At 33.2% G+C, this 18262-nt stretch carries 14 protein-coding genes; 8 read left to right on the top strand and 6 right to left on the bottom strand.

All coding sequences use genetic code 11. The annotated features are described in order from the left end of the window. Positions 1-579: 579 nt before the first annotated feature. From JJQ60_RS08435 to fabD, 8 genes are all read left to right on the top strand, one after another. Positions 580-1521, top strand: coding sequence for a dihydrofolate reductase (locus JJQ60_RS08435; protein WP_201918631.1), 942 nt, complete (start codon positions 580-582; stop codon positions 1519-1521). After that, positions 1521-2372 (top strand): fructosamine kinase family protein, encoded by an 852-nt coding sequence (locus tag JJQ60_RS08430; RefSeq protein ID WP_201918629.1) that lies wholly within the window; start codon positions 1521-1523, stop codon positions 2370-2372. The genes JJQ60_RS08435 and JJQ60_RS08430 overlap by 1 nt, the downstream gene beginning before the upstream one ends. Before the next feature lie 507 nt (positions 2373-2879). Next, positions 2880-3311 (top strand): T9SS type A sorting domain-containing protein, encoded by a 432-nt coding sequence (locus JJQ60_RS08425; RefSeq protein ID WP_201918628.1) that lies wholly within the window; start codon positions 2880-2882, stop codon positions 3309-3311. Positions 3312-3313: 2 nt separating this feature from the next. Then, the gene (locus JJQ60_RS08420) at positions 3314-4546 is read left to right on the top strand and encodes an OmpA family protein (RefSeq protein WP_201918626.1); all 1233 of its coding nucleotides are present in this window, start codon (positions 3314-3316) and stop codon (positions 4544-4546) included. 13 nt (positions 4547-4559) lie between these two features. Next, a complete protein-coding gene (locus tag JJQ60_RS08415; protein WP_201918624.1) occupies positions 4560-6824 on the top strand; it encodes a hypothetical protein in 2265 nt (754 codons plus the stop codon). Positions 6825-6866: 42 nt separating this feature from the next. Beyond that, complete coding sequence (locus tag JJQ60_RS08410) at positions 6867-12017, top strand: T9SS type A sorting domain-containing protein (protein WP_201918622.1); 5151 nt, start codon at positions 6867-6869, stop codon at positions 12015-12017. Beyond that, positions 12014-12715, top strand: a complete 702-nt coding sequence (locus JJQ60_RS08405; protein WP_201918620.1) for a hypothetical protein — start codon at positions 12014-12016, stop codon at positions 12713-12715. The genes JJQ60_RS08410 and JJQ60_RS08405 overlap by 4 nt, the downstream gene beginning before the upstream one ends. A gap of 455 nt (positions 12716-13170) precedes the next feature. Next, positions 13171-14061, top strand: a complete 891-nt coding sequence (gene fabD, locus JJQ60_RS08400; RefSeq protein WP_201918618.1) for an ACP S-malonyltransferase — start codon at positions 13171-13173, stop codon at positions 14059-14061. Positions 14062-14135: 74 nt separating this feature from the next. On the opposite strand, the gene JJQ60_RS08395 is transcribed toward fabD, so the two are convergent. From JJQ60_RS08395 to JJQ60_RS08370, 6 genes are all read right to left on the bottom strand, one after another. Next, on the bottom strand, positions 14136-15026 hold the full coding sequence (locus tag JJQ60_RS08395; protein WP_201918616.1) for a haloalkane dehalogenase: 891 nt from the start codon (positions 15024-15026) through the stop codon (positions 14136-14138). Between the two features lie 87 nt (positions 15027-15113). Further along, the gene (locus JJQ60_RS08390) at positions 15114-15638 is read right to left on the bottom strand and encodes a hypothetical protein (RefSeq protein WP_201918614.1); all 525 of its coding nucleotides are present in this window, start codon (positions 15636-15638) and stop codon (positions 15114-15116) included. 154 nt (positions 15639-15792) lie between these two features. Next, positions 15793-16455, bottom strand: coding sequence for a hypothetical protein (locus JJQ60_RS08385; RefSeq protein ID WP_201918612.1), 663 nt, complete (start codon positions 16453-16455; stop codon positions 15793-15795). Positions 16456-16565: 110 nt separating this feature from the next. Further along, positions 16566-17087: a GTP cyclohydrolase II gene (locus JJQ60_RS08380; protein WP_201918610.1), complete on the bottom strand. Its 522-nt coding sequence runs from the start codon at positions 17085-17087 to the stop codon at positions 16566-16568. Positions 17088-17146: 59 nt separating this feature from the next. Further along, on the bottom strand, positions 17147-17728 hold the full coding sequence (nudK, locus tag JJQ60_RS08375) for a GDP-mannose pyrophosphatase NudK (RefSeq protein WP_201918608.1): 582 nt from the start codon (positions 17726-17728) through the stop codon (positions 17147-17149). 39 nt (positions 17729-17767) lie between these two features. After that, a complete protein-coding gene (locus JJQ60_RS08370) occupies positions 17768-18259 on the bottom strand; it encodes a hypothetical protein (RefSeq protein ID WP_201918606.1) in 492 nt (163 codons plus the stop codon). Positions 18260-18262 lie beyond the last annotated feature (3 nt).

The following is an 18262-nucleotide window of genomic DNA, read 5'->3' as shown; positions in this document are numbered from 1 at the left end:
ATATACTAAAGGAATAAAATGAAGCAGGTCGATACCTCTAAATTTACTTTTATATATTATCCTTCTTAAGTACAGATATAAAATGGGGCCATATAAAACCCATGGAATTCTGTTTGTAAAACTTAGATGTATAAATTGATCAGTTTGTAAAAGTTTTGACCAATACAAAATATTATATATTATGTTATAACTAAACAATAATATATAGATGCCCAATAGTGTATTTGCGATTTTATCACCTTTCCTTTTTAAGAAAAATAACATCGCAAAAATGAATGCTTGTAAAGCAAAAAATAGGAAGATAGTTTCTAAAAAATTCATTATTTAAAACTAAGGCAATTAATTTGAATTTTCATAAAGAAAATTAATCCGGCTATAATTTTCTATGATTAAAATATTTAATCATGCTTTTAGCCTATAAGTTAACGCAGTGCTTGGTGCTAAACCAGAATTTGTAGCACTGTAGTAATTAGTAGTAGAAAAAAGAAGAAGTTCTTTTCATAAATTCTTCATAAGTAAGTTCTCGGTTTTTTGTTAAAACCTTTATATTTACTGGTACATTACTAAGGTACTATTAAAATGTTTTCCAAAAGAAAAGAAACACCACAAATCGATCCGCAGCAGCGTGAATTATATGAGCATGCAAGAAAAAGAGTAATTCAGAAAAAAAGATTATTTCAGCATTTTATTGTTTTTGTAGTCGGATCTATTTTTATGGTTGTACTTAACGTGGTTTTTGGATTTGGTAAAGAAATTACTTTTTTTGGTGTCTATTGGTCTTTGGTTGCCATTATATGTTGGACGTTCCTTTTTACAATACATTTTTGTAATGTATGGTTGTTTAACACATTTATGGGACAAGAATGGACAGATCGCCAAATGGAAAAGCTAATAGCGAAGCAAAAAGAAGAGATAACCTTAATTCAGAAAGATGTGGATTTGATGTATCCTAAAGAAGATCTTGTTAAAAAAAAGGAAGAATTTATTAAAGGGAAACAACCTTCTCTGATGACAGAAAAAAAAGAACCAAAACAAATGATCACCATGATTGCCGCCGCGGGTGAGCAAAATGAACTAGGAAAGGATAATGATCTTGTATGGCATTTGCCGGATGATTTTAAAAGGTTTAAACAACTTACAACTGGGCATCATATTATAATGGGACGCAAAACCTTTGAATCTTTTCCTAAACTGTTGCCTAACCGTATACATGTTGTAATTTCCAGAAATAAAGAATACAAAGCAGAAGGTGCTTTGGTTGTACAAGATATAGAAGCGGCATTAGAGATTGCCAAAAGTGATCCACAACCTTTTATTATTGGCGGAGGAGAAATTTATACTATTGGTATGGAATATGCAGATGCTATTGAACTAACACGAGTGCATGAAGGAACGTTTGATGCAGATACTTTTTTTCCAGAAATCGATACTGGGGTATGGGAATTGGTAAAAGAAGAATTTCATGATAAGGATGATAAACACAATTATCCGTTTACCTATTTGACATATAAAAGAAAATAATGTTCTCTTCAGAACTTAAAGAACATTTTGAAAAAATACTTCAAGAAGAAATTATAGCCGTCAAACCGCTATCAGGTGGAGATATCAATCAAGTATACCAGCTAATAACCACCGTACAGAGTTTTGCGGTAAAAATAAATAGTGCTTCAAGATTTCCAGGAATGTTTAGAGCCGAATCAAAAGGACTACAAGCATTGTGGGATTCAAATACCTTTGTGATACCCAAGGTTATATGTTTTGGAGAATTAGAAAATAGTACTTTTCTAATTTTGGAGTACATAGATTCAAAAGGTAAAATCAACAATTTTTGGGAGCTATTTGGAAGAAATTTAGCAATGATGCACAAGAAAAATCAGCCTTATTTTGGTTTTGAAGAGGATAATTATATCGGAAGCCTTCCGCAATATAATAAAAGCTGTGATTCGGCTTCAGAGTTTTACATTACTCAGCGATTAGAACCCCAATTTAGATTGGCTATTCAAAAAGGGTATTCATTCTCGAATCTGGAACTTTTTTATACTGTCGTTGAAGATGAAATTCCTGTAGAAAAATCAAGTTTACTACACGGTGATTTATGGAGTGGAAATTATATGGTTACACAAAATGGTATGCCCTGCCTTATAGATCCTGCAGTGGCCTATGCGCCCAGAGAAATGGATATTGCTATGATGCATCTTTTTGGTGGTTTCGATTCTACCGTGTTTAATTCTTATACTGAAACATTTCCTTTGTTAGAGAATTGGAAAGATCGAATACCTATCTGGCAATTGTATTATCTCTTGGTACACCTTAATTTATTTGGGGGTTCTTATTATCAAAAAGTACAAAATACGATGAATACCTTCTCCTAAACATATACGTGTTTCTACGTATTTTGTAGTGTAAATTACTGGTTTTGATAGTATTACTCTTGTTTTTGTGGTTTCTAACAATTACTTTTATATCAGTTTAATTAAGCAAAGATGTTTTGAACTCCCTGAGGTATTGTCCTCCCCAATCGAATTATATCTAGGGTCTTGGTATTTTCTCTAACACTACTACAGAGAATAATCCCATAGCATGAGTAGATAGTCCCATATCAGAATGTACAATCTGTTAGGTTGATTTTTTCAACCTGTCGAACCACGTACTTATATCTTAAGTACACTATAATTATTCGCGTAACCGAATAATTAAAGTTTGTATTTCTCAAATTGTATTTGAGAGACGTCAACTATATAAAACAATCTAACCATCATATTTAACAACCAATGAAACCACAAATCATAATATTCCTTTTTTGTCTGTTTACAATCGGGTGTTACGGTCAAGATTTTCGTCAAAATCAAGATAAAGCTGAAAAAAAACAGTACTCGTTAATGCGATCTTCTTTAGGTGTTGGGGGATCATCAAATATTGTTACTACCAATGCCGGAAATTATAGTATTAGTCAAAGTATAGGGCAAAGTAGTGTGATTGGCACCTATAGTAAAAATGGATATACCCTACGGCAAGGCTTTCAGCAACCATTTATTTCAGCAAAAATAATCACTACACCTAATGAGAGTAGCCTGAATGCAATTCTTTATCCAAATCCATTTCAACAATCTATCAATATTTCTTTTGACCAACCGATTACGAATCAGATCGATATTGTTTTGTTTGATATCATGGGAAGAACTATTCGTTCACAAAAAAAATCTGCTACCCAATTATTGACAATTTCTTTAGATGATATTTCTAAGGGGGCTTATTTTTTAAGCGTCTCATCAGGAAATAAAAAATTTACAGCCAAACTTATAAAAGAATAATCATGAGGAAACTTATACTCATCGCAACTTGTTTGTTATTTATATCTTCTTTGAAAAGTCAACAACTATACTTAGAAGCCGGTAAAACAATATCTTCTTTTGATTTTAAAAATTCGTTAGGAGGAGAACTTGAAAACCTTCGTGCCACAGACCATACTTTTTTAAGCCTAGGGTATCGAAAAAGTGTTTTTACAGAACGATTATTTCTAAATGTAACTGGTAATTACAGTACTTATGGATCCATAGGAAGTGATAGAGCATTAGATAATTTTTTTGAATGGGATATTACTTACATTGGGATTAATGCAGGCTTCGACTACGAGTTTTATAAGCCTGGCGACTTTACATTCTATATAAAAACTACTGCCGCGGCAGAATTTTTAATTCAAGGAACACAAACGTTAAATAATCAAGTGTTTAATCTGGCTGGAGAAGATGATTTCGACACACCGATCTATTTCTTTAGAGGGGGATTAGGCGTCCAATATAAGGTATCTCAAAAACTTACCGCTTTTACACAATATATGTATGGTATAGCAGGGACCTTTAAAGATATTCAGGGAGATCTTAAGATTAATGCGCATACTTTTGGACTGGGGCTACTTATTCATCTTTCGAAAGTTGAAGAACACAAGAGTGAGGAACTAATCAACCTTAAAGAAGAAGTGGAAACAAATACTCAAAAAATAAAGGAGCTCGAAGATAAATCCAAACAAATTACAGATTTACGTAATGAGATAAGATCTAAAGAAGAAGAAATCAAGTCGCTTCGAACCTCAATTTCTAAAGCACTATTGCCTTACACCGGAAATGAATTGGCTACCAAAAAAGATGATGGGAGTATTAAAATTATTTTAGAAAATGATTTGCTTTTCGATTCAGGAAAATGGGAAGTCAAACCAGAAGGTGAAAATGCAGTTAATGCTCTTGGGGATGTTTTGTCAAGAAACCCTGATGTGTCAATACGTATTGAAGGGCATACCGACAATCAGCCCTTAATTCCAAATAAAGAAGTGTCCAATAACTGGGATTTGTCACTAAAAAGAGCTGCCGCTATTGTTGAGGTGCTGAGAAACAATCAAAATTTAAATCAAAAAAATCTTACAGCTGCAGGTCGAGGCGAATATGATCCAATAGCCGATAATTCGACCGAAGAAGGTAGAGCTCAAAATCGTCGCATCGAGATCATTTTGTCTCCAAAATTAGACGAACTCATAGAATTAATAAAAAACTAAAAACAACATAGCCATGAAAAATATAATACTAACACTGTTTTTTTTAGCAAGTATACATCTAATAGCCCAAACAGATGGAATTAGCTATCAGGCCGTGATTATAGGTCCTGATAATCAAGAATTACCCGGGGTAGACGCTGAAGGCAATATTTTACCAAATGCTACAGTATCTATCCGATTTACGATCATTGATGCTAATAACGGTATTGAGTATCAGGAGATACAAACTACGAATACAGATCAATATGGTAGGATTAATTTGACTATTGGTAGTGTAAACCCAGACGAGTTCACCAAAATCAATTGGGATGGTACCAGTAAAGATCTAAAAGTAGAGATAGATTTTAGTGGTGCAGGTTCTGGTTTTGTAGATATGAGTCGCGAAAAACTTACTTTTTTACCTTACGGTTTTCACAGAGATATCAAAGCTACTGGTAAGTTAGAAGTAGATGATATAACTGATTTGAATAGTGAGTTAACCGTAGGAGGACCAACTCGATTAAATAGTACTTTGGATGTTAATAATAACAATACCACTAATCTAACAGGCGAATTAAATGTAGATGGCGCTGCAGGTCTTAATAATACCCTGGATGTACAAGGCAAGACTGATTTAAACGATGAACTAAACGTTAATAATAATGCCACTTCAAACTTTTCAGGAGATTTGAACGTTGCTGCCCAGGGAACTGCCAAATTTGATGGAGATGCTGTTTTCAATGGTGAGAGTAAGTTTAAAGATTTAAGTGTCGATGGACCGGCCAAACTAAACGGAAAAGTGAGCATAAATGCTAATTTAGATGGTGAAGGTGGGCAAAATAACATTAATACGTATCCATTATTGGTTGAAGGTAGTATGCAGGGTATTGCGATTAAAGTAAATGAAGGTAGATCAAAGGATAATAATTACATATCATTTTGGGATCAAAGTGATCCCGAAGATGCACCAAAGATGTGGGGTAGAATAGAGGGGGTTACTGTTAATGAACTTACCAATGATGAAGGTTACAAGCGAGGACTAGCAAGTAGAAACCTAAGTATTTTTAATGCTTCAAGATTAATTGTTGTTACAGGTGCAGAACAACTTCAGGCATTGGCTGGTTCAACATCAGAGCTTGCTGCTTTTGCAGGATGTGCAGGATTCGGGGCATGTATTGTTTCGCCAGCTCCAAGCAAAGTAGCGGTTAAAGCGTTAAATGTAGTCGTGAAAATAGCAAATTTTATTGTACTAGCGGTAAATCTAGGTGACTCCATAAAAGAAAGAGATTTTTATGTAGAAAATAGTGAAAAAAATATAGGGGTTTCATATCAATCAGGAGCTGGGGACTATGCAGAGTGGTTACCTAAAGAAAATCTTTCAGAATCTTTTACAGCTGGCGAATTAGTAGGAGTAAAAAATGGTTTTGTGACCAAAAATGTGTGGGGAGCAGAAAAAGTGATGGTTGTTTCTACAAGGCCAATTGTATTGGGTAATATGCCACAGCCAAATAATGAAAAAAAATATGTAAAAATTGCTTTTATGGGTCAGGTGCCAGTAAAGGTGATTGGTAATGTGGCACCTGGAGATTACATTTTACCCAGCGAATTTGGCAGTGGTTTTGCCAAAGCTGTTCATCCACAAAATATGAAGACCAGAGATTATAAAAAAGTAGTAGGTGTGGCTTGGTCTACAACAAATAAAATAGCAAATGATGTAAGCATTGTAAATGTTGCAGTGGGAATTAACATAAATGATCTAAGCAATGTTGTTGCAAAACAAGAGGATGAGCTTATGGCATTGAAAGAAGATTATAGTGAATTAAAGAAAACGATAAATGCATCTAACAGTGCGTTATCAAAATTAGTTCCAGGATATAAAGAAGCTATCGGGTTTAAAGATAATTCTGGCTTTATTGAACAGAAAGACGTTCATGTGCACGAAGAAGAAAAACATCAAGGCCAGGTCAAGGATAACATAGTATATCCCGATTTAGACGATATTGTTTATTTTAAAATTGAAAGAGAGCAGATAGAAACCTCAATAGATTTAGCAAGAGAACAATACGCGGAAATGCTGAAGGATCAACAATTGCAAAAAGTTTCTTCAACCAATTTTACAACCACTGCCGAAGGTATTGTACTTATCCCTCTAGAGGAACATCCGTTTTGGCAGAAAATAGATTCTAATCCTGATTATAGAGAAGAGATAATACAATACGTGGAATCCAGTATGGAAAAGACTTTTCATACCCATAAAAAATACATGCATAAGTTTAATGATTTAAAGGTAAGAAACTAAGAACTTCTATTACCTGGGGGATTTTAAGTTAAAACTAGAATGATGAAAATACAGTTTATAAATTTTTCATTGATCGTATTATTTTTTTCTGTGCAAGTGTTATTTGCTCAAGAAACCATAATACCCGATCCTAGCTTTGAACAAGCGCTTATTGATCTTGGAATTGATTCTGATAATGAGCTTAACGGGGTGGTATTGACCGAAGATATTAATACAGTCACCAATCTCAATATTTTTAATAAAGATATTTCAAACCTTACAGGTATTGAGGGTTTTGAAAGTTTAGAAGTTCTTAATTGTGCTAATAACCGTTTAGTAAATATCAATATTAGTCAAAACAGGGCACTTATAGATCTCAACTGTTCTTCGAATCAAATTGATAACTTGGATGTTTCGAATAACGGCTCTTTAGAAAAATTAAATTGTCAGGACAACATCTTAACCGAACTTATTTTAATTAACACCTCTGGTGAAGCTTTTAACCCAGAATTAGAAACTTTGGATGTTGCCTCTAATCAAATACAAAATATAGATATTTCTAAAAATGAAATGTTGATAAGCTTCAAGTGTTCAAATAATCGGCTTACCAATTTAGAGGTAGATAGCAACACTAAATTAGAAGAATTATTCTGTTCTAATAATCAGTTAGATGCTTTAGAAGTTAGTGCTAATTCGTTTTTACGAAATCTTTTATGTGCTTCAAATCAAATAAAAGAATTGAATTTGATCGCAAATGACTCCCTTAGATTTATTGATCTTTCAGATAATCAATTAAGTACTCTAGAGACCACTAGCAATAGATTCATAACCAATTTAATCGTTTCCAACAATCAGTTAGCAGAGTTAAACCTTAGTATGAATGATTCCTTAGAGGTTCTGGGGTGTTCTAATAATCAATTATCTCTTTTAGAGCTTGAGAACAATAAAAAATTGGAAACTTTGGTTTCGGCATTTAACCAATTAACATTGCTAGATGTTGTTGAAAATAAAGAATTAGAATTAATAGATATCTCTTTTAACTTAGTCTCAGAAATTGATATTAGTGAAAATGATTCGATTACCTCATTAAATTGTGTGTCAAATCAATTAACTTCTTTGAATATCAAAAACGGAAACAATACAGAATTAATAACACTAAATACAATTAATAATCCCAATTTATATTGTATTGAGGTTGATAATATTTCTGAAATTGGTGATGGCTGGTTTAAAGACAATATTGCTTCTTATAAAGAAACATGTGAGCCACTAACCTTTGTGCCTGATGATAATTTTGAGCAGGTTTTAATAGATATGGGATATGATGAAGGGGCACTAGATAATCTTGTTTCTACAGCAAGTCTTGATACGATAACCGTATTAGATATAAACGGCAAAAATATAGAACGATTAACTGGTATTGAAGATTTTGTTTCCTTAGATACTTTAAAACTGGCAAATAATGTATTAAGTAATCTTGATGTGACGACATTAGTTAATTTAGAATATCTGGATTGCTCTTCAAATAATTTGGTGGATTTAACACTAAAAAATGATGTAACAGGAGTATTGACTTTTCTGGATGCAACTTCAAATCCAGATTTGGGATGTATTCGTGTTGATGATGTCGCAGCTGCAGAAGCAGAAACGGATTGGTCTATTGATGCAACTGCATCCTACAGTTTAGATTGTTTATCCAATAAAACTTTTATTCCAGACGATAATTTTGAACAGGCTTTAATTGATCTGGGTTATGATAGCGGTTCTTTGGATAATTATGTGGTGACCGATTCAATAAACAAAATAGAAATCCTCAATGTGAACAATAGAAACATTTTTGACCTTACCGGTATAGAGGCTTTTGTAGCTTTAGATTCTTTGAATTGTTCAGAAAATCAATTATCATTTTTAGATATAAGTGCTAATCTTTCTCTAAAAAACCTTTCATGCTTCAGTAACAATCTTCAAGAGCTTGATTTTCAGGTAAACGATTCTATAATAAAGCTTAACTGTGGGGATAATAAATTGAAAAATATAGACCTACAGTCAAATCCGAATTTGGATCTGATAGAGCTGGTATGCGACAATAACAACCTTGCCGAACTCAATGTAAGTGATATGAGTAATCTGGAAGTGCTAGATTGTAGTTCGAACAATATTTCAAAAACAGGAGTCGACGGATTAAATATTACAGGAACTATCCTTAAACAATTGTTTTGCGGTAAGAATAAGTTTACAACACTGGATCTTGATCCAATATCAAGTACATTAGAAGAACTGGATTGTACAGATAATAATTTATCAATGTTGGATGTTTCTAGTGCTGCCAACCTAAAAAAAATAGATTGTTCTTTAAATTATCTCAAAGAGTTCGACTTCAGTCTAAATACCAACCTTGAACAGCTTAACTGTGATTCTAATCAAATTACTGACTTAATTTATAATACCACAATATCTTATGACTTTTTCACAGGGTTAAGTTGCAATAATAATTTACTCGAGACTTTAACGGTAGATGACTTTACAGCACTCGAACGCCTAAGTTGTGCTTCAAATAAATTAACCGATTTAGAAGTTCGTTTCAATCAACAGCTAGACTCGTTAAACTTTTCTAATAACAGAATAACAACTATTGATTTAATAGAAAATGAACAGCTCAGATCTTTGGATTGTTCTGATAATCCATTAGGGGATTTAATCTTAAGTGGTAATAAGCAATTGGAACAACTGTATTGCAGAAATATCCAGCTCAAAACTCTGGACATAGAAGAGAACAATGCTCTTCTTATAGTATCGGCACCTAATAACGAAATAGAAAATGTTGAGCTTATCAATAATACTAATATTGTAATTCTTGACCTATCATCCAACCAGATTTCTGAAATTAATGATCTTGATCAGCTTTTAAATATTACTAACTTGAGTATAGCGTCTAATGAGCTTACAGATATAAATTTGAGAGCAAACGCTATGTTGACAGATGTTGATGTGTCTTCCAATCAACTGGTTAGATTAAGTATACAAAATGGAAATAATACTAATCTTTTAAGATTTAATACGGTTAACAATCTAGATCTGACATGTATCCAAATTGATAATGAAGATAGTATAGGAGATAATTGGCAAAAGGATGAAAGTGCGTCTTATAGCGAGAATTGTCGTTATGATGACACATTCGTACCCGACGATGGTTTTGAAGAGGCTCTTGCAATTTATGATGATGTCCCTAATGATAATTATGTGCCTACGATAAATATAAGTTCATTAAACAGTTTGGATATTAGTAATAAAGGGATTTCTGACCTAACGGGAATAGAAGATTTTACAGCACTAAAATCCTTGAATTGCTCTTCAAATAATATTGTAAACCGTCTAGATCTTAGAAATAACTCTAATCTTACAGAGATTATTTGTGTTAACAATCAAATCGATAGCCTGTTTGTAAATGATAATTATAGTATACAAACTTTGGATATTTCATCAAATCAATTTTCTGAGATCGAGATAGATTTATTTACTAATCTTGAAAAATTTAGTTGTAATGATAATCAGTTTACAGACCTTGATCTTAGGGCGAATAGTAGATTGACAGAAATCAGTTGTGCTGCTAACCAATTAGTAACACTACGCGTAAATAATGGCAATAACGATAACTTAGTAGTGTTTAATACATTAAATAACCCAGAGTTAGCCTGTATTGAGATTGATGATATAAACACAATAGGAGCGAGTTGGCAAAAAGACGATACCTCATCTTATGCAGAGAATTGTTATTATAACCAAACATTTATCCCAGATGATGGTTTTGAGCAAGCGATTATAGATTTGGGTCTGGACTCTGGTTCTTTAGATGATTATGTGCCCACAGCAGGGATAAGTGCCCTAAGTACTTTAGACATTAGTGGAAATGATATTTCTGACCTTACTGGGATACAAGATTTTACAAACTTAACTTCTTTAAACTGTAGAAATAATTTATTGACTGATGTCGATATTAGTAATAACATATTATTAGAGCGGTTACAATGCTCAGGTAACCTAATAACCAGTATTGAAAGCGAGGACATTATACTCAATACTTTGTTAACCTATATAGACGTTTCTGATAATAAGCTTACAACAATTGACATAAGTGCTAATCCCGCTTTAATTGAATTGAATTGTACACTAAATCAATTGACTAGTATTGATATTATTCAAAATCCAAACATAGAAACACTATTATGTGCATCAAATCAGTTGGTAACCGTAAATGCCAATAATGGCTTTAATACCATTATAGAAAGTTTTGATGTTACTAATAACCCTAATTTGACCTGTATATTGGTTGATGATATCCAAGCTTCAGCGTCATACCCAAATTGGTTCAAAGATGAAACTGCGGCATACAAACTCATATGCGATGATGATGATAATGATGGAGTGTCTGATGTAGATGATCTTTGTCCAAGTACTCCGTTTGGAAGTACCGTTGATTTATTTGGTTGTGCTTTTTTTACATTACCTGCAACAAATTTTACGGTCCTTACCACAAGCGAAAATTGTAGAAGTAGTAATAATGGAAAAGTCAAAATTATTGCAAGTGAGATTTTTAATTATAAGGCAACCATTATTGGTGCTGAGGTGGAAGCCGAATATGATTTTACAAATGATGTCGAAATCAGAAACCTACGTGCCGGTACCTACGAATTGTGCATCACAATATATGAAAAGCCTGATTATATAACATGTTTTGAAATCGTTATTACCGAACCAGAAGATTTATCGGTAGCTGCAACAGTTGATAGAAGCAAGTCAAAGGTGTCTTTAGAGATGTCGGGAGGAGCGAATTATATCATAGATGCTAACGGATTTGTTTTTAGCACCCAGGACACTTTTGTGACTTTAAACTTAAGAAGCGGAATCAATACAATAAAGGTAAGTGCAGACGAGGCATGCCAAGGCACCTATGAGAAAACCATTTTTATATCAGATGAAGTGTTCTTATATCCAAACCCATTGCAGGATAACCTAAATGTATTTTTGGGGAGCAATAAAGTACAAGATGTTGAACTTACCATATATTCCTTTTTAGGACAACGTGTGATCTCAAAAAAATATACAGCTTCTAATAGTGCTATCCAAGTGGATACCTCATTCCTTGAATCGGGCATATACATGGTTTCTATAAGCTTCGAGAATTTTCAGTCTACTTTTAAAATTGTGAAAAAATGAAAAAACTAATATTTCTTTTTAGCTTAATCATATTGCTTCCTAATTGTAGTAGTGATAGTGATGAAAGTGGAAATGAACAGCAAACAACTCAAAATCCGACAGCTTCTAAATTAATTTTTCCTTTTGAAAATTCACTTTGTAACGTTGGAACAAATATTACTTCAACAGAAAGTACGGTATTATTTGAGTGGGAATCCAGTGCGAATACAGATAGTTATGAGTTAGAACTCACGAATCTAACAACGGGCGATACTTCTATACATCAATCTACAGAGACTCAAACGCCAATTGTTTTAAGTAGAGGAACACCTTATAGTTGGTATGTGATTTCAAAATCAAACGCGATTACCGAAACTGCCCAAAGCGCTATTTGGAAGTTTTACAATGCCGGGGATGCTATTGAATCCTATGCGCCATTTCCTGCTGAAGCCATTTCGCCTGCTATGGCAGAATCTGTAAGAGTTACTACCAATGAACTGATATTAGATTGGAGAGGAACTGATGTTGATGACGATATTGTTGGGTATGATTTATATTTTGATACCACCGCAACGCCAGAAATTATTGCAAACGATATTGAGGAGAGCACTTTTAGTGTTTCTATTGCCTCAAATACCATCTATTATTGGAAAATAATTACGAAAGATTCGAGAGGAAATACATCAGACTCTGGGCTTTTTCAATTCAAAATATTGTAAAACATAGCATTTATATCATCTGGATATGCTTGAGGGGGTAAAAGTATTAGTTCAGATTTTATAAATTCTATTCTTCGACGGAATGGCAGACTGAAAAGCAAACAAAACAAAGATTTTGCCATTCCGAAGAAGATTAGAAACCATTTTTTTAACAGATAGCTCAATCAAAAAGCCGTCTTGTCCTGAAAAATCATTTTGAATATTCCAGGAACATTATAACACAATAGAATATGCTCTCGGAATTTCCGGGAGGACATTCTTGAACAAGAATATGTTGCGGGGTTTTCCGGGACAACTTTCCTTACTTGGAATATCGTCCCTGAAAATCCGGGGTGTTTTTCCTCGTAGTAGAATCATTCTAAATAAAAAGATAAAGATTTAAAAATCTAATAGTGAAGAACGAGCAACTATCAACTTAATGCTTATTTTTGTCAAAATTATTAAACACACAGTACATGAACGCATATGTATTTCCGGGTCAAGGGGCTCAATTTCCAGGAATGGGTCTAGATCTATATGAAAATTCAGAAATAGCCAAAGAACTTTTTCATAAGGCTAATGAAATCCTAGGTTTTGAAATCACTAAAATTATGTTTGAAGGAACTAAGGAAGAATTACAACAGACCAAAGTAACACAGCCGGCTATATTTTTACATTCGGTAATTCTAAGCAAAGTGTTAGGCGACAGTTTTAAACCAGATATGGTTGCCGGTCACTCATTAGGCGAATTTTCTGCTTTAGTAGCTAATGGAACGTTGAATTTTGAAGATGCATTGCGTTTGGTATCCAAAAGAGCACTGGCAATGCAGCAAGCATGTGAGCTAAAGCCTTCTACTATGGCTGCGGTTTTAGGACTAGAAGATGAGGTAGTAGAGCAGGGTTGTGCAGAAATCGATGGTGTTGTTGTAGCGGCAAACTATAATTGCCCGGGACAATTGGTGATCTCTGGAGAAGTTGAAGCTATCAATAAAGCATGTGAATTAATGAAAGAGAAAGGTGCGCGAAGAGCATTAGTGTTACCTGTAGGAGGTGCATTTCATTCTCCATTAATGGAACCAGCACGAGAAGAGTTGGCAGCGGCCATAGAGGAAACTACATTTAATACTCCAAACTGCCCTGTATATCAAAATGTTACCACTACAGCTATAACAGACCCTGAAGAAATTAAAAAGAATCTTATTGCGCAATTAACGGCACCGGTAAAATGGACACAAAGTGTGCAACATATGATTAGCGACGGAGCAACTTTATTTACTGAAGTGGGTCCAGGAAAAGTACTATCGGGATTAGTCAAAAAAATCGATCGAGCTGCAGAAACAGCAATTGCATCAATCGAGAAGGAGTAGAGATATTTTTTATAATATAAAATCTAAAACCTTACAAGTCATAAAGATTTGTGAGGTTTTTTTGATTAACTATCCTATGTTTTGATTCTCAATTCATCTTTCATGAATTTGTCAATATAAGATGCAATTTCTTCTCCTTTTTCTTCTTGTAAAAAATGACCTGCGTTTTTGATAATGATTTTTTCCTGCTCATTGCTTGTTGGAATTAATCTATAGAAGAATTTTTGAAGTCCACCCAGAACTTTATCCTTATCAGAAAACATAACCAAGGCAGGTTTATCCCATTTAGAAAGTACATCTCGTGCCTTTTGCATAGGTTTTACCGCAGGATCACTGGGGTGCGCAGGTACTAAAAGAGGAAAAGCAACGGCGCCTCCTTTATGTTTTTTGTTAGGAAACGGTGCATCATAAGCATACAGTACTTCTTTGGATAATTTGTTGTGTGATGCATATTTTACAATACCGCTTATAGGTAATGAAGGGTGATATTTTGCAAAAAGTCGCCATAACTTAAAAGGGAGTGACATTTTTTTACCCGTGGGAAGAAAAGTATTTAAAACCACCACCCGCTTAAATCGTTCCGGGTATTCTGCCAAAAGCGAAAGCCCTAATAAACCACCCCAGTCTTGAACAATTAAGGTGATATCTTTAAGATGTAGTGTGTTGATAAAATTTTCTAATGACCTGAAATGAAGCTCAAAACTATAATTTTTGCGGCCTACAATTTTATCAGACTTACCAAAACCAATAAAATCGGGGGCGATAAATCTATAATCTTTTAGAATTGGAATAAACTTTCTATAAAGATATGACCAAGTAGGTTCTCCATGAAGAGCAAGAATGGTTTCTCCTTGGCCCTCATCAATATAATGCATTTTAAGGTTTTTAAAATCTACAAAGTTTTCTTGATACGGAAAATCTTTAATTGATTCGAAACGAGAAAAATCTGGTTTTAAGATGTGCATGATATTATGAGTTTATTGTTGTGTTTTATTAGATAATCGAGACTTAAATGCTCAATCCTTGAGTCTAAATCTAAATCAGGCTTTGTTTCAATGCTTTTTAGATTTGCTCTGAAGTTTTTTACTAGCTTTAAACTGAGTTTCAAGATATGTTTGTTTCCAATTACCATCAATATAATTACCTACTTTAAAATTATAAGTAGTGTCATCAACATATTCCCACATATCAGTTACTACAGATTCTCCATATTGATATTGATAAAGGATATTTTTGCCAACTACTTCTACTACACCGGTTGTGAGGCCTCCAAAAACATCAAACTCCCAAAATTTTATGGTATTAGACACAGCATCATATTTTCTGATGCCATGATTTCGATTACCATATTTTGTTTGTTCTTTATTGATAAACCCTTTAGATTTTGCAATAACGATGGTGCTGTCTAAATCAAATTCGAATGCAATTTCTTGTTTAAACGTACTTCCATCTCCCCATTTACCTTCGGCTTTCCAAACAGTATTAGCTAAAGATTTGAATATAGAAAGTTTGGATTCTTGAGCTAATGTAATTTGTATAATAAAAAAGAATAAGAATACGATCTTGATGTTTTTCATTTTGATTATTATTTAAGCGATGATACTGATTTTATAAGTACTAGAATATAAAATCTTCAATTGAAGAATATGTATCCCTATGTGCTTTGTAAATTTTTAATTGTTTTTACCATTTCTTTTAGCCTAATATTTATATCATATAAACAATAAGCTTTTAAGCACAGCTTTCTATACTCAAAAGTATATCCTGATAATTTTTAATAAGCTGTGCATTAAGTTGTTCTAAAAACTCTAAAATATGTATTAATGATTTGATTTCTCTTTTTTGCAAGGCATTTGCTGCTTTGTTTACTTCATTTTTTACTCTTAGTTGAAGATTGTATGTGCTTTCTAAGTTATATAAACATTCATAATCAAATTCATTGGTTATACCAATAGATTTAGCTGTCTCCCAGGCGATTTGATTTAATACAGGGATTTCTAATTCAATGTAGGTATTAATATTATATCGAAATATAGTATCATTGATTTTTAGTGAATCTGAGATGTTAAAAAAATGAGGATAGCGTTTTTTTAGCTCGTTTACTTTTTGTGGATTTGTGAGTATTGAAGAGGTCCTTTTGTTAGATAGTTTTTGTAAATCAGAAAAGGCATTTACAATAAATTGATTGCTTTTTTGAGTAGTATCTAGTTCTTTAATATTATTTTCAATTTCACCTTTAATCTTTGCAATTACAATATCTTTATTTTGCTTTGTTTTGTTTGAAGAGTTCCAGTTGTTAAACCATATCGCCAGATTGATCCCAATAAAAATGAGGAGTACTTCGCGAATTATATATTTCCAATCAAAGGATTTTTTAAGCTTAAAAAACTTCACTTTTTGGCGTTTATTTCAATAAAATATGATTATACCAGTAATATACTGTAATTTTTTGAAGGTAGAATGTTTACATAAGGATTTTATAAGCGCTTATTTCTTTTCCCCATTTAAGGGTTGTTTAATACAGTTGGTTTAGTACCAGCAACCGAAATACCATATTGTGTAAGTGTTTCAACTTTTTTAGGGTTGTTAGTAAGCATTTGGATTGAGGCAATACCGATATGTTTTAGAATTTTAGCGGCTTGCGCAAAATCTCTGGCGTCCTTTTTAAACCCTGCGGCTTCGTATGCTTCTGCTTGTGATAGCCCAGCTTTTTTATGTTCAATACTTTTAAGAAGAGCATAATGGCCATTGCCTTTACCTTCTTGATCTAACCAAATAATGATCCCTTTACCTTCTTTTTGTATGAGTTGCTGAGAGATTTCCATTTGTTCTCTGCAATCACATTCTATACTATTAAAATGATGTGCAAATATGCAAGATGAGTGTACCCGACAAAGTACATTTTCTTCATTTTCTAATGCTCCCATCACCAGGGCATGAGATTCTTTTTGGCCATCATAAAAAAGGATTTCTTTATAATCGCCAAATTTTGTTTTGAGTTCAGTTTCGGCTAGTTGTATTATCATTAAAATTCTTTGTTTTTTTGTGGATTGTACATATTTGATACAGCAAAAAATGCTACATGCTATAACAGGTTATGAATTTTGGCATATTGCAATAGCATAATGGTTTTGGCATCTTTTATTTCTCCAGAGTACATCATCTTTAAGGCTTGGTCAAAATCTAATTCCAGGACTTCTATATTTTCTTGTTCTTCAGGTATTCCTCCACCATCACTTACTTTCATATTCTCATTATATTCGGCAATGAAAAAATGCAATATTTCGGTCACTGATCCTGGAGACATGTATGATTCGAATACTTTTTTCACATTTGTGATTTTGTAGCCCGTTTCTTCTTCAGTTTCTTTTAGGATACAATCTTTTGGATTATCCTGATCCAATAATCCTGCACAGGCTTCGATCATCATACCGGTTTGGTTACCATTAATGTAAGTAGGAAGTCTAAACTGTCTGGTAAGAATAATTTTTTTATGATCAGAATTGTATAATAGAATTACGGCACCATTACCTCGATCATAGGCTTCTCGGGTATGCGTTTCCCATATGTTATTTTTATTGAGATATTCATAAGTTACTTTATGCAACGTATACCAATTATCGGATAATATTTCTTTATTCTTGATTTTTATACTGTTGTTTTTCATTTTCCGGTATGGTTAAGTCATAAAACAAGAATTATGGATCTACTTTTTAGTAATTGGAATTTTATTAACTTCCTTAATTAATAGGTTTAATTCAATTAATTTATCTCTAAGTTTTGTGATTTGAGCTCTATTTGGAATATCTTCAGCATACCACAGATGCATATTTCGCATTTCTTCATGTAGTTTTTCATAACGAGTCCTTAATTGATCTATATTATAGTTTGATGTGGTATCTCTAACCTCAATTGCAAAACGTCCCCAATATAAGGTTAATAAAGAGTTTGTTCCTTTGTTTTTGAAAACAAACCATGCGGTAGGAGGTATGCTATCTTTTTCGAGCATATTCTCTAACATAAATTGGCTTGTTTTGAACTCGTTGTCCAATCTTTTGCAGTAGTTATTTACGCTATAGGTTAGATCATCGGTATTCGTTTTTTGTGGAGAGCAGCTTATTAAGAAAGAAGCCAATACAAATGTTACCACTTTTAGAGTTACTTTTTTTACATCATAATATACTTGTGTAGTGCACATAAA

It is taken from the genome of Aquimarina mytili, assembly GCF_016735115.1.
Taxonomy (GTDB): Bacteria; Bacteroidota; Bacteroidia; order Flavobacteriales; family Flavobacteriaceae; genus Aquimarina; species Aquimarina mytili.
This window is presented reverse-complemented; position numbering and strand designations above follow the sequence as displayed.

Bases quoted from the DNA above. Each gene is read 5' to 3' on its own strand.
- JJQ60_RS08425 (WP_201918628.1), top strand. From the start codon at position 2,880: ATGCGATCTTCTTTAGGTGTTGGGGGATCATCAAATATTGTTACTACC.
- JJQ60_RS08395 (WP_201918616.1), bottom strand. From the start codon at position 15,026: ATGCACATCTTAAAACCAGATTTTTCTCGTTTCGAATCAATTAAAGAT.
- fabD (WP_201918618.1), top strand. From the start codon at position 13,171: ATGAACGCATATGTATTTCCGGGTCAAGGGGCTCAATTTCCAGGAATG.
- JJQ60_RS08410 (WP_201918622.1), top strand. From the start codon at position 6,867: ATGAAAATACAGTTTATAAATTTTTCATTGATCGTATTATTTTTTTCT.
- nudK (WP_201918608.1), bottom strand. From the start codon at position 17,728: ATGAAAAACAACAGTATAAAAATCAAGAATAAAGAAATATTATCCGAT.
- JJQ60_RS08390 (WP_201918614.1), bottom strand. From the start codon at position 15,638: ATGAAAAACATCAAGATCGTATTCTTATTCTTTTTTATTATACAAATT.
- JJQ60_RS08420 (WP_201918626.1), top strand. From the start codon at position 3,314: ATGAGGAAACTTATACTCATCGCAACTTGTTTGTTATTTATATCTTCT.
- JJQ60_RS08430 (WP_201918629.1), top strand. From the start codon at position 1,521: ATGTTCTCTTCAGAACTTAAAGAACATTTTGAAAAAATACTTCAAGAA.
- JJQ60_RS08435 (WP_201918631.1), top strand. From the start codon at position 580: ATGTTTTCCAAAAGAAAAGAAACACCACAAATCGATCCGCAGCAGCGT.
- JJQ60_RS08415 (WP_201918624.1), top strand. From the start codon at position 4,560: ATGAAAAATATAATACTAACACTGTTTTTTTTAGCAAGTATACATCTA.
- JJQ60_RS08405 (WP_201918620.1), top strand. From the start codon at position 12,014: ATGAAAAAACTAATATTTCTTTTTAGCTTAATCATATTGCTTCCTAAT.
- JJQ60_RS08370 (WP_201918606.1), bottom strand. From the start codon at position 18,259: ATGTGCACTACACAAGTATATTATGATGTAAAAAAAGTAACTCTAAAA.
- JJQ60_RS08380 (WP_201918610.1), bottom strand. From the start codon at position 17,087: ATGATAATACAACTAGCCGAAACTGAACTCAAAACAAAATTTGGCGAT.